Annotated in this window: 13 protein-coding genes; 11 read left to right on the top strand and 2 right to left on the bottom strand. The window is 39.9% G+C overall.

The window, feature by feature from the left end; all coding sequences use genetic code 11:
- Positions 1–583: 583 nt before the first annotated feature.
- Positions 584–742, top strand: a complete 159-nt coding sequence (locus QZ289_RS08560) for a hypothetical protein (RefSeq protein ID WP_295701618.1) — start codon at positions 584–586, stop codon at positions 740–742.
- A 334-nt stretch (positions 743–1076) separates the two neighbouring features.
- On the opposite strand, the gene thiD is transcribed toward QZ289_RS08560, so the two are convergent.
- Together thiD and QZ289_RS08550 are read right to left on the bottom strand one after the other, a co-directional pair.
- Complete coding sequence (thiD, locus tag QZ289_RS08555) at positions 1077–1874, bottom strand: bifunctional hydroxymethylpyrimidine kinase/phosphomethylpyrimidine kinase (protein WP_295701622.1); 798 nt, start codon at positions 1872–1874, stop codon at positions 1077–1079.
- 110 nt (positions 1875–1984) lie between these two features.
- On the bottom strand, positions 1985–2674 hold the full coding sequence (locus tag QZ289_RS08550; RefSeq protein ID WP_295701616.1) for a DedA family protein: 690 nt from the start codon (positions 2672–2674) through the stop codon (positions 1985–1987).
- A gap of 107 nt (positions 2675–2781) precedes the next feature.
- Here QZ289_RS08550 and QZ289_RS08545 point away from each other — a divergent pair, with 107 nt between their 5' ends.
- From QZ289_RS08545 to QZ289_RS08500, 10 genes are all read left to right on the top strand, one after another.
- On the top strand, positions 2782–3426 hold the full coding sequence (locus QZ289_RS08545; protein WP_295701614.1) for a carbonic anhydrase: 645 nt from the start codon (positions 2782–2784) through the stop codon (positions 3424–3426).
- Between the two features lie 10 nt (positions 3427–3436).
- The gene (gene kdsA, locus QZ289_RS08540; protein WP_295701612.1) at positions 3437–4234 is read left to right on the top strand and encodes a 3-deoxy-8-phosphooctulonate synthase; all 798 of its coding nucleotides are present in this window, start codon (positions 3437–3439) and stop codon (positions 4232–4234) included.
- Positions 4235–4250: 16 nt separating this feature from the next.
- A complete protein-coding gene (gene ribH, locus QZ289_RS08535) occupies positions 4251–4721 on the top strand; it encodes a 6,7-dimethyl-8-ribityllumazine synthase (RefSeq protein WP_295701611.1) in 471 nt (156 codons plus the stop codon).
- Complete coding sequence (gene nusB, locus QZ289_RS08530) at positions 4722–5159, top strand: transcription antitermination factor NusB (protein ID WP_295701609.1); 438 nt, start codon at positions 4722–4724, stop codon at positions 5157–5159. It begins immediately after the preceding gene.
- Between the two features lie 9 nt (positions 5160–5168).
- Entirely contained in the window at positions 5169–5876 is a 708-nt protein-coding gene (pyrF, locus tag QZ289_RS08525) for an orotidine-5'-phosphate decarboxylase (protein ID WP_295701607.1), read from the top strand.
- Complete coding sequence (locus tag QZ289_RS08520) at positions 5873–7171, top strand: Eco57I restriction-modification methylase domain-containing protein (protein ID WP_295701605.1); 1299 nt, start codon at positions 5873–5875, stop codon at positions 7169–7171. The genes pyrF and QZ289_RS08520 overlap by 4 nt, the downstream gene beginning before the upstream one ends.
- Positions 7168–7998 carry a pantoate--beta-alanine ligase gene (panC, locus tag QZ289_RS08515; RefSeq protein WP_295701602.1) on the top strand — a complete coding sequence of 277 codons (831 nt, stop codon included), beginning with the start codon at positions 7168–7170 and terminating at the stop codon, positions 7996–7998. Before QZ289_RS08520 ends, panC begins: the two co-directional genes overlap by 4 nt.
- A gap of 16 nt (positions 7999–8014) precedes the next feature.
- A complete protein-coding gene (locus tag QZ289_RS08510) occupies positions 8015–9259 on the top strand; it encodes an Opr family porin (protein ID WP_295701600.1) in 1245 nt (414 codons plus the stop codon).
- 129 nt (positions 9260–9388) lie between these two features.
- The gene (gene feoB / locus QZ289_RS08505) at positions 9389–11566 is read left to right on the top strand and encodes a ferrous iron transport protein B (protein ID WP_295701598.1); all 2178 of its coding nucleotides are present in this window, start codon (positions 9389–9391) and stop codon (positions 11564–11566) included.
- Between the two features lie 205 nt (positions 11567–11771).
- A complete protein-coding gene (locus tag QZ289_RS08500) occupies positions 11772–12164 on the top strand; it encodes a FixH family protein (protein WP_295701596.1) in 393 nt (130 codons plus the stop codon).
- Positions 12165–12175: the final 11 nt, after the last annotated feature.

The raw sequence follows: 12175 nt of genomic DNA, 5'->3' as shown, positions 1-12175 counted from the left end.
ATATTTTATGGTATGTGTCTTTACACCTTTTGCTGTATAGAGTAGTGATATTTCTCAATTTGATATAAGCCAAATACCTTAATTACACTTTGTGCTTTATTTGGTTTTTTCTTATGTTCCAGTCTTATTATTGTCTATCTTACAAGTTTCTTTTATAAAACAAGACTCTTAAAACTAGGAATCGTTGCTCTAAACGTGATTGCTAGTCCTTTAAGTAAATATGTGGATTTGGCAGTGGAATAATCGTATGCGGAGTGCTTGGAATGCGCTTTTATAGGTAAAAGTGTATAGCTTGTAGCATTACAAGCTATTTTGATAGACTTATTTGCTGTATGGTGCATAAGTTATCTATTTTAACAATATAGAATCCTTGAGGACAGAGCATTTAGATATACCAGATTCATAAAATTATAAGGATATATTCTATCTTTGCATAACGATTTGGGGCATTAAGTTAAGGATAAGGAGAACATTATTGTTTTGTTTTTGATGGTTTTAGTGGCTCACATTTGAGAATCATTTTTGAGCAATTCCCCCATTTAAAAGAATCTTGTGAGGGATTATATATTACCCAAACACTATTTTGCTTGATGAGCACATTACGAAGACAGCACATACAATTTTAACTGATGAAAGGCTCTTTGCCTTTCATAGTAGAGATATAGGTGGTTTGCAAGTATATTCACAAAATGCAGCTAAAGCATTCAAAGCGACTTATAATGTCTTTCATCAGCGGAGTTAAGATGTACTTTCATTTGATATGCCTCATATTGATAGTGCAGATTCACAAGAGGGTATTGCTATCTATGAGAACAGGGAGAGTTATTTTCCTTTGTTTGAATGTTAAAGAAATACTCAAAGAAGTAAGGGTAAATAACCGCCCCCCATAGGCGAAATGTTATCCATTGGACTATTTTACTTCATTAAGAATGAGTTATGTATTTTGTTAAGGGGCAAGCGATACCTTACAAAGTGTGTATACACTGATGTATATTGAGTAAAGCACTCACATTCTCTGCAACGTTCATAATGAAGAGAATGTTTTAAGATAAACCTTTACAATACCAAAAGCGCTTTTAGAATCTAAACAAATGATTGGTAGGTCCGTTGCCTTTGCCAAGTTTTAAGGAATATAAAATCGCATAAAAAACATAGTCCTTTGCTTTCTTTATGGCTTGCAGGGTATCGAGTCCAAGTGCGAGATTTGCCGCGATAGCGGAGCTTAGAGTGCAGCCTGTGCCATGTGTGTTGCTAGTGGCAATCTTAGGAGATTCTAAAATATGAAATGCCCCATTATAAAACACATCATCAGCGTTATTTGTGCTATGCCCACCTTTAAGTAGCACCGCCTTTGCACCCATATCATAGAGCCTTTGCGCTGCCCTTTTCATATCATTGATATGGGCAATCTCAAAGCCGCAAAGCTCCTGTGCTTCTGGGATATTGGGCGTTAGCACATTGCTATATTGCAAAATCTGCTCTTTAAAAGCCACGCGACAATCCTTAGGCATTAGCGGAAAGCCATTTTTTGCAAACATCACAGGGTCAATCACTACATTTTGAGGCTTGTAGAATCTAAGATTTTCAGCCACGCATTCTATAATCGCATTTGAGCCGAGCATTCCTATCTTTGTCGCCTGTGGAGGAATGTCCTCAAATACGGCTTGTATCTGCTCACTGACACATTGAGGCGGCACATCATAGCTAGAAATCACACGTGCGGTATTCTCTGCTACCACGCTTAAGATTACACTCATACCAAAGCATTTATGCGCAGCAAAGGTCTTTAAATCCGCCTGAATGCCCGCTCCACCGCTGCAATCACTCCCTGCAATACTAAGCACAGGAATAGCACTTTGAGTTTGTGGCTGCATAAGTTCTTGATTGTTTGTATCATTATGAGACATATTTATCCTTTGCAATAATAAAATAAAAGCCTATTATAGTGGATTCCAAGTAATCTATTACCTAGGGCACATCGAAACTAATAAGTAGCATTTTGCTTTCTTCTAATGCGCCAGTAGGCAATGTAGCCTATCACGCACACGATGACAAAGCCTAATGTATAGATTCCGGCTTGTTTGACGATATTTCTAAGTTCTATTTCTGCCTCGGTTGGGGATTTTGACGTAAAGGCATGAATTATAGAATCTATACTCATATTTGAGCCAAACCACACACCCGCATAGTAGCCAATAATAGTGAGGATAACTACCCAAATCCCCGCTCCAAGCGATGTATAAAAGCAAAATTTCGCAAGATTCATTCGTGCGAGTCCAGCAGGGAGGGAGATGTATTGCCTCACCACAGTGATAAGCCGCCCAACAAATGTGCTAATAGGTCCGTGCTTAAGAAAGAAAGCCTCCATTTTCTGCATAGTTTGCTCGGTAAAAAAGACATATTTGCCATACGTGATAAGAAATTCTCTGCCAAATTTTAATGCAAGATAGTAGTTAAACAACGCTCCTGCTAAAGAGCCACCAATGCCACAAAGCACGGCAATAATGGCATTCATCTCGCCTTTATATACTAAATATCCCGCAGGTATCATTACTACTTCGGAGGGGAAGGGGAAGAAGCTAGATTCTAAAAACATCATTATAAAAATCCCTACATAGCCTAAAGCACCCACCATTTCGACAATGGCGTTAATAATATCTCCTAGCACACCCATAAATATTTACTCCTTAACATAAAATGCTATCCCTGTTATTGTTTTAGTTTGATATAATGCCATATTTTTACAGATTCTGCATTTAATCTAGCATTTAAGAGGCATTTATGAAAGAACTATTTGATGGAGCTATTAAGTTTCGCGAGGAGGATTATAATGAGCATAAGGACTTATATGAAAGTTTAAAAAAGCGGCAAGAGCCTCATACATTATTTATCACTTGCACGGATTCTCGTGTCGTGCCAAATCTTATTACCAATGCTTTGCCCGGCGATTTGTTTGTTATACGTAATATGGGAAATATCGTCCCACCTTATCTAGGGCGTGATAAGGGCATACGTGGCGGGTATCTAGCGACAACTTCAGCGATTGAATATGCTTTAAGCATTTTGGGTATTAAAAATGTTATCATTTGTGGACATAGCGATTGCGGGGCTTGTTCGGCGATTTATGAAGATGCTCAAAAGTTAGAAAATGCGCCGTATGTGAAAAAATGGATAGAGCTTTTAGAGCCAGTGAGGCAAAAGGTAGATGAGCTAAAGCCTAATTCTAAAGCAAAGCGCACATGGCTTATGGAGCAGATGAATATCGAGCATCAGTTGGAAAATTTAATGAGCTATCCTTTTGTGGAGGAGCGATTTGATAGGGGTGAGCTTAATATTTATGGTTGGTATTATATTATCGAAACAGGCGAGATTTTTAACTATAATATGATTCAGCGTGAGTTTAAGCCTATTAATAAAGTAAAATAAGGAGGAAGCAATGATCTTGATGAGTGGACCTTGTGTGATTGAGAGTTATGAGGCTCTAAGTGCGGTGGCAGAGGGGTTAAAACCGTTAAATGAGAATCCACATATTGATTTTTATTTTAAGGCGAGTTTTGATAAGGCAAACCGCACGAGTTTAGAGAGTTATCGCGGACCGGGCTTAGAGGCAGGGCTTGAAATGCTAGGGCAAATCAAAAAGCAATTTGGCTATAAGATTATTACTGATATTCACGAGAGCTACCAAGCTCCAAGTATCGCAAAAGTGGCAGATGTGATACAGATTCCCGCGTTTTTGTGTCGGCAGACAGATTTGATTGTCGCTGTGGCGAAGACGGATCGCATTGTTAATATCAAAAAAGGGCAGTTTATGAATCCTGCGGATATGCAGCATAGTGTGCTAAAAGCGATAAAGACACGTGGCGGCACACAGGTGAATTATGAGCAGTCGCAAAAATATAATGTATGGCTTACAGAGCGGGGCAGCAGCTTTGGCTATGGGAATCTTGTCGTAGATATGCGCTCACTTGTGATAATGCGACACTTTGCGCCTGTGATATTTGATGCAACTCATAGTGTGCAAATGCCCGGTGCAGCAGGAGGCAAGAGCGGAGGTGATAGCTCATTTGTACCGTATTTGGCTAGAGCGGCAGCGGCTGTGGGGGTAGATGGATTCTTTATGGAGACGCATTTAAATCCTAAAGAAGCCCTAAGCGATGGTCCCAATATGGTGCAAACAGACGCGCTTATCCCACTTGTAGCACAGCTTGAGGCATTAGGGAATTTTGTAAAATAACATTAAGGAGGATTCTATGAATATTATCGAGGGTAAATTACAGCTAATGGGCGATGAGCGAATCGCCATTATCAGCGCACGTTTCAATCATCTCATTACTGATAGATTGGTAGAGGGGGCTAAGGACTGCTTCTTGCGGCATGGCGGACGTGATGAAATGCTTGATTTAGTGCTTGTGCCCGGAGCGTATGAAGTGCCTTTTGCATTACAAAAGATTCTCTCTCAAGGCGAATACGATGGCGTATGCTGCTTAGGTGCGGTCATACGAGGTGCTACACCGCATTTTGATTATGTTTCAGCGGAGGCGACTAAGGGTATAGCTAATGTTACGCTCAAATATGGCGCACCTGTAACTTTTGGTATTTTGACAACTGATAGTATCGAGCAAGCTATTGAAAGAGCGGGGACAAAGGTAGGAAACAAGGGCTTTGAATCAATGGCAGGGCTTATTGAGCTGATTAATCTCTATAGGAATCTTGGGGCATAGATGGCTACACGCACACAGGCTAGAGAAGCAGTAGTGGGAATGCTGTATGCCTATGATATGGGAAATAGCGATATTTTGCTCACCGCTCGTAGTATTTTAGATGAAAAAAAGATTAAAAATAAGCAGCAGGACTTTGCATTCTCGCTTTTGCAAGGCGTGATAGAGCATATCGTGCAGATTGATAAAAGTATTATTCCGCATTTGAAAGAATGGGATTTTGCGCGGCTAGGCGGTATGGAGCGCGCTATGCTACGGCTTGGGACATATGAGATACTCTATACTGATACGGATACGCCTGTGGTGATTAATGAAGCAGTAGAGCTAGGTAAACTCTATGGTGGCGAGGATAGCGCCCCGAGATTTATCAATGGTGTGCTTGATGCACTAAGCAAAACACACAAAAAAGATATAGATTTTAATCCCTCACAGACATCATAAAGGAGAGATATGACACTCTGCATTGCCCTTGATAACCCTACTTTGAAAGAAAATATCGTGCTAGTAGATTCACTCTCTGCTCTTTTACCTACACAAAAGGAGCACATTTGGCTAAAGATTGGGCTAAGGAGCTTTATCCGTGATGGCATTAGCGGCATAGAGGCGTTAAAGAAATATGGCAATTATAAAATCTTCCTTGATTTGAAGCTTTATGATATTCCTAACACAATGCTTGATGCGATTATGGAGATGTCTCAAATAGGTGTTGATATGCTCACAATCCACACAAGCTGCGGATTTGAAGCGATGAAAATGATTGCTCAATTAAAAGAGAGCAAGGAGGGATTGCCCCTTATTATTGGTGTGAGTGCGCTTACAAGCTTTGATAATGATGATTTTATGGAGATATACAATGTCCCGCTTTTCTCACATACGCTTAAACTCTCTTCTTTGGCTTATCGTGCAGGGATTGATGGAGTGGTGTGTTCCGTGCAGGAGGGCAGGGCGATTAAGCAAATAACGCAAAATACTTTTCTCACCATCACACCGGGAATTCGCCCGTTTGGCGAGGAAGCAAATGATCAAAGACGTGTGGCGACACTGCAAGACGCTAAGGCGGCAATGAGTGATTTTGTAGTCATTGGTCGTCCTATCTACAAGGCGGAAAACCCCCTTAGCATAGTAGAGAGAATCTTGCAAAGCAAGGCTATGCAATGAATGCAGAAAAAACCCAATCTCAAGGCTTTGATATTATCATCGGCAATCCGCCTTATATCGATTATCGTAAGATTGATGGGAAAACAAAAACATCTTTAAGTGAAACTTCATCGGTTTATAAAAAAAGCAAAGAGGGAAGTATATATGTATATTTCCTTGAGAGATTTCTCTTAATGCTCGCAGATAAGGGAAATGTTAGCTTTATTAATCCTATTGCATATATTTGCCAAGATTCAGGAAAGGGTATAAGAACATTTATTGACAATAACCTTACCCTTAAGCAGATGCTTGATGTTTCAAATATAAAAGTCTTTGAAAACGCTGCTACTTATACCTGTGTCAATATTTTTTCTCATAAAAATAAGCGCACAATCACAAAATATGGGCAAACAAACGATAAGGACATTTCACATATACAATGGAAGCCTATTCAAAATGAGAAAATTGAGAATCTATCAGTATTTTTAGATTCCATAAGTGCCAAGATATTTAATGCAAATTATCCAAAACTTAGTGATTTTTGTCGTATCTTTTGCGGTTTATCTAAAGCAGGTTTTAGGGCTGATGTCTCTTGTATTCCTAGTGAAATAAATAGAAAATTTTTAGAATCCTCCAATATTTTTAAATATAGCTTTAAAAATGCTAAATTCATTGATAAAATCAAAGATTATTACACGCAAGAAAAAATTAATATTTTTGAAAAACAAGAATTGATATTTATGGCAAGAATGACAGATTCTATACGATGTTGTATTACTCCTAATGGATATTTTGGCGGAAAAGTCAATGTTTTGTATCAATTTAATATAGACAGAAAATATATTCTAGGCATACTTAATAGTCGATTAATGAGCTATTTTTATGCAAAAAAATATTTTGCTTCACATATGCAAGGGGGTGCATTTGGCTTTGATACTTTAAGTGTGGGAAGTTTGCCTATTCCCCAAATCACAGATTCTAATCGCCATATTGCTGATAAAATCATCGCTTTAGTAGAGGCAATTTTAGCTATTAATGCCCCCTCCCCAACCCCTCCCGCCAAGGGAGGGGCTAGTATCTGTTCCTCCTCTGTGGCAGGGGATTTCTCTCCTAATTCCCCCTCCATTAAGAAGGGCAACTCTGCTTTAATTCCCCCTCCCTCTGCGGAGGGGGTTAGGGGGAGTGGAGAATCCCATACAAGCCAATCTCTTATTCTGCAAAGGCAAATTGATAGCTTAGTCTATCAGCTTTACAACCTAAATTCTAAAGAAATCGCAATCATTGAATCTGCTCAAAAAGCAGGGGGTAATATATGAAAGTCATACACCACATAGCGGATTTACAAAGCCATCGCAAGGATTTGCCATATATGCAAAGCATAGGGCTTGTGCCGACTATGGGTGCGTTGCATCAAGGGCATTTGAGCCTTATAGAATCTTCGCTTAAAGGCAATGATTGCACGATTGTCTCTATTTTTGTCAATCCTACGCAATTTGGGGTAAATGAGGATTTTAGTGCATATCCACGCACATTGGAGCAGGATATTGCATTATGTGAGAGGGCGGGAGTTGATGTAGTATTTGCTCCAAGTGCGCAAGAGATGTATGGTAGTGATGAAATAAGCTTCAATCCGCCTGTGAAAATGGGCTATGTTTTAGAGGGGTTTGACCGCCCTACGCATTTTGCAGGTGTGATACAAATCGTGCTAAAGCTTTTTTGCCTTGTTATGCCCCATAGGGCATATTTTGGATGCAAAGACGCCCAGCAGGTGCTGATTATTCAAAAGATGACAAAAGATTTGTTTTTGCCTATTGAGATTGTGCCTTGCCCGATACAAAGGGATAGCGATGGCTTGGCTCTTAGCTCACGCAATGTCTATTTGAGCACAAAGGAGAGGGAAGCTGCGCTTTGTATCCCTCGCACGATTATGCACCTTCAGGCAGAAATAGAAAGAGGGCAGATGTGTGTAGAATATTTACAACCGCTTGTAGCAGAGGGTTTGCAAGATGTCGATAAGGTGTTTTATGCGGGGTTTTTTAGCCATACTTTAGAGCCGCTCGCACATATTATTAAGGGCAATAGTATATTTCTAGTTGCTGCGAGAGTAGGGCAAACGCGCCTTTTGGATAATTTATGGATTTAAAGATAAAGGTAGGGTAATGTATAAAAAGATGTTTTTAGCTTTGGGAATGTGGAGCAGCCTGTGGGCTTATGATAGTATTGATGATGCGCTAGAGAATGGCATTTCAAGCGGCGATATTACCTTTTATGGTAACTATACAAGCGGCGTGAAAAGCACAACAAATCCTGCTTTGAAAAATGACTTAAGCGAAGCAGGATATGCGGTAGCAAGTGTGGGCTTAGCCTATCATTCTGCGTTTTGGAAATATTTGCGTGTGGCGGTGAGCTTCCGCGCGGTAGGGACGTTATATGAATATGATAAAGATTCTCAATGGAGTGGAAATGCACTCTTAAACAATCCCGGACGCTATGGCACAGGTGATGCTTCAAGGGATTTTTATATGAATGACCGCACTATGCTTGGGCAATCCTATATAGAATATTTTGATGGTGATACGAGCATTAGAATGGGGCGGGTGTTTGCGGATTTTGAATGGGCGGATAGGCTCATAGATGGTGTGAATATCCGCAATCGTTCCTTGCCTAATACGCTCATTGAGGCATTATGGGTAAAGAGCAATGGCTATGTGCAATATAACAAAATGACAGGATTCTATAATGTTAATCCACACAATGCACTAGGGCTGACACAGGCGAGTTTTAAGTATCATATTGGCGATAAGTTTAGTCTTAAATTCTATGGTATGGCAAATCCTGAAATATTCTATGCAGCAGGAATAAAGGCAAGTGCGAGATATGAAAGTTCACAATCTTATATCGGCTTGAGCGGACATTTTACCACAAGCTTTGAGCAAACCTATGGTAGGGCAAATGGCGAGTATGGCAATGGTTATAATACCGATGTGAAAATATATGTGGGCGTCAAGGAGATGGCTGAAGCAAGTGGAGGCTTTATCGCAAGTGGCGCGAATATCGGCTGGGGGTCGCTCAATACGCTTGGCAATAGTGTGAGTCCGTTTTTTATGTGGGGTGGCAGGGCATTACTAGAGGGTGTTGATGCGAATTTATGGTATGGGAAAGTGATGTTTGCTATTGATAGAGTGAGCTTTGCAGTAGTGTATGGCAGCACGAAATTCCGCGCAATAAGCCTTAATAACATACAAAATCCTTATGACAGGGTAAATGAAGTCAATCTCTTGCTTGATTTTGGCTTTACAGAACATTTAAGCGCGATTTTAAATGTGCTTAATACGCACGGGGGTGCACAGAGGTATTATCCACATACCACAAATGTGAATCTTGGTATGAAGCTCGCATTTTAAGTAGTTGTGCTATTTAGCATAATGAGAGAAACTTAAGAATAAATATGAATTTTATTTACTTAAGATGCTAAAGTAAGTTAGAATATCACCTTTAGAATCTAGCAAATCTTATGACATTTAGGATACACGATGAAAACAATTACGATTGTATGCGTAGGGCAGCCCAATGTGGGTAAAAGCTCTCTTATCAATAAAATCTGCGGAGCGCATTTAAAAGTAGGGAACTTTACTGGCGTAACCATTGAAAAACACGAGGCGCAGATAGAACACAAGGGCTATATGCTAAAAATCATCGATTTGCCCGGCACTTATTCACTGAATGATTATTCCTTTGAGGAGCGCGTAACACGGCAGTTTTTAGAAAATGAAAAATATGATGTAATCCTTAATGTAGCAGATTCTACGAATTTGGAGCGGTGCTTATTCCTTAGCACACAGCTTTTGGAGCTGCATACACCTATGTGCTTGGCACTTAATATGAGTGATGAGGCAAAAAAAGAGGGAATCCACATTGACACGCAGATTTTAGGTAGCATACTTGGCGTGGAATGCGTGAGCGTATCGGCATTTTATGGTGAGAATATGGATATGCTGCTTGATACACTCATCAAGGTAGCTACACAAGATTCAAAGTCAAATAAGCGCGTATATGCAGACTTTTTAGAAAATGAAATTTTAGCATTGGAAGATTTTCTTAGTCAAAAGCATTATGATGAGGTGGAGCAGCTAATAAAGCAGGGACGTAAGGATATACAAAATATGCGCGATGTGGCTATTAAGCTTTTAAAGCAGGATAATGCGCTAAGTAAGGCATTGCACGATAAGGGCTGTTGGGGTGAGATAAGTGCTTTTGCCCAAAAATGCATTAATAAGCTCTATACACAAAGTGGGGAAAAAAATGTGCGAGATATTTTTAATAATGATGTTCTTGGTTTCGCAAAGGGCGCAAGTATGGAATCTAGCCATCTAAGTGCGGAAAAGAGAGTATCCCTCACGCAAAGGATAGATGACATTTTGCTTAATAAGTATCTAGGCATACCTATATTTTTGTTGTTGATGTGGGCTTTGTTTCAGCTTACATTTTATTTGGGAGAGTTTCCTAAGGAGTGGATTGAAGATAGTATGCAGATGTTTGGGGAATGGGTGGAGGAGCATCTACCCTATGAGTTTTTGGCTTCTTTGCTCTCTGGTGGGGTTATCGCGGGGGTTGGAGCGGTTTTAAGTTTTCTACCTCATATTTTGATACTCTTTTTTGGAATCGTGCTATTAGAAAGTGCGGGATATATGGCACGTGTGGCGTTTTTGCTCGATGGATTCTTTCATAAGTTTGGTTTGCACGGGAAAAGCTTTATCCCGCTTGTAACAGGCTTTGGCTGCTCTGTCCCAGCATTTATGAGCGCAAGAATGTTAAAAAACCGCAATGATAGAATGCTCACACTCTTTATTATTAACTTTATGAGCTGTGGCGCGAGGCTACCTGTTTATACGCTTTTTATCGGAGCGTTTTTTGCTCCGCAGGTGGCGGGTAATGTTCTCTATGGTGTGTATATCTTTGGCGCATTGGTGGGGCTATGTATGGCAAAGATTCTTAAACTCACAGCGTTTAGTGGGGATGATGAGCCATTTGTGATGGAAATGCCTAAGTATCGCTTGCCAAGTGCGCGGCTTGTGGCTTTTGGTATATGGCATAAGGCGATGGGATATGTGAAAAAAGCCGGGACATATATTCTCCTTGCTTCTGTGATTATTTGGGTAGGGACACAATTCCCTAAGAATCCAGCTCTAGAAGCGCAAATGAGTCAATCTGTAGAAACACTAGAGGAGCGTATGGAGGAAGCAAATGATGAGGAAAGGGAGGCATTGCAAGAACAGATTGATGAGATAGAGCATAATTATCAGGCGGCATTAGTGGAGCAAAGCTATCTAGGGCGTATAGGACAGTTTATACAGCCTGTGTTTATACCTATGGATTTTGATTGGAAGCTTTCAGTGTCGCTTCTTAATGGGCTTTTGGCAAAGGAGATGATTATCTCAAGTATGGGAGTGTTGTATGCACTTGGCAATGATATAGATGAGAATAATGACATGCCTTTACGCGATATATTGCGGGAGTATATTTCTCTGCCCACAGCTATTGCTTTTATTTTGTTTATTATGTTTTATAATCCCTGTTTTGCCTCAAGCATTGTCTTTGGCAAGGAGGCAGGTGGAAAGCGATATATTGCATATTTGTTTCTTTTTACAAGTGTGGTGTCATATATCTTTGCCCTTGTAGGATATAACATTGCGCGGTGGATTGTAGAGTAGGGTATTGTTCAATCACTTTTGAATAACAAATAAAACAAAGCTTTTTTCATTTTGTAAGGGATAATTTTCCATCATTGAGGAGTTTATACTCAAGTTTTGGAATGCTAAAGGGCAGTGGAATGGCTGATGTATTGTATAAACGTATTTAAAAAACTAGCATATAATTTGTGGTTCTTAAGATTGTATATGAGTTAAAGGAGAGCAGATGCGTGTATTTCAAATGTCTAAAAAATGGCTTGTTGTAGTCTTTATGTGTGTATTTAGCGTATGTATGGCGAGTGCTTTTGATAAAGAAATCACACATAAGGATTTTGCGATTACCTTCTCAAGTGCTAAAAACTTCACTGCGGGGCAAAATAACTTTGAAGTCGTAATCAAAAAAGATGGTAAGGTAATTAAGCCCACAGAGCTTAAGATAACTTTTGGTATGCCTGAAATGTCCGGTATGCCAAAGATGACCGAAGAGGCGCAAATGAGTGCAAGTGGTGATAAGTTTAGTGGAGTGGTGAGCTTCCCGCACGGGGGGACTTGGCAGATTAGAATCATATTTATCGTTGATGGCACTAAATATCAAGCAAAAAGCAGTATTGATTTTTAATTGTGATAAAA

The sequence above is a fragment of the uncultured Helicobacter sp. genome (assembly GCF_910577135.1).
In the GTDB taxonomy this organism is placed as follows: domain Bacteria; phylum Campylobacterota; class Campylobacteria; order Campylobacterales; family Helicobacteraceae; genus Helicobacter_C; species Helicobacter_C mastomyrinus.
This window is presented reverse-complemented; position numbering and strand designations above follow the sequence as displayed.

Bases quoted from the DNA above. Each gene is read 5' to 3' on its own strand.
- thiD (WP_295701622.1), bottom strand. From the start codon at position 1,874: ATGCAGCCACAAACTCAAAGTGCTATTCCTGTGCTTAGTATTGCAGGG.
- QZ289_RS08550 (WP_295701616.1), bottom strand. From the start codon at position 2,674: ATGGGTGTGCTAGGAGATATTATTAACGCCATTGTCGAAATGGTGGGT.
- QZ289_RS08545 (WP_295701614.1), top strand. From the start codon at position 2,782: ATGAAAGAACTATTTGATGGAGCTATTAAGTTTCGCGAGGAGGATTAT.
- kdsA (WP_295701612.1), top strand. From the start codon at position 3,437: ATGATCTTGATGAGTGGACCTTGTGTGATTGAGAGTTATGAGGCTCTA.
- ribH (WP_295701611.1), top strand. From the start codon at position 4,251: ATGAATATTATCGAGGGTAAATTACAGCTAATGGGCGATGAGCGAATC.
- nusB (WP_295701609.1), top strand. From the start codon at position 4,722: ATGGCTACACGCACACAGGCTAGAGAAGCAGTAGTGGGAATGCTGTAT.
- pyrF (WP_295701607.1), top strand. From the start codon at position 5,169: ATGACACTCTGCATTGCCCTTGATAACCCTACTTTGAAAGAAAATATC.
- QZ289_RS08520 (WP_295701605.1), top strand. From the start codon at position 5,873: ATGAATGCAGAAAAAACCCAATCTCAAGGCTTTGATATTATCATCGGC.
- panC (WP_295701602.1), top strand. From the start codon at position 7,168: ATGAAAGTCATACACCACATAGCGGATTTACAAAGCCATCGCAAGGAT.
- QZ289_RS08510 (WP_295701600.1), top strand. From the start codon at position 8,015: ATGTATAAAAAGATGTTTTTAGCTTTGGGAATGTGGAGCAGCCTGTGG.
- feoB (WP_295701598.1), top strand. From the start codon at position 9,389: ATGAAAACAATTACGATTGTATGCGTAGGGCAGCCCAATGTGGGTAAA.
- QZ289_RS08500 (WP_295701596.1), top strand. From the start codon at position 11,772: ATGCGTGTATTTCAAATGTCTAAAAAATGGCTTGTTGTAGTCTTTATG.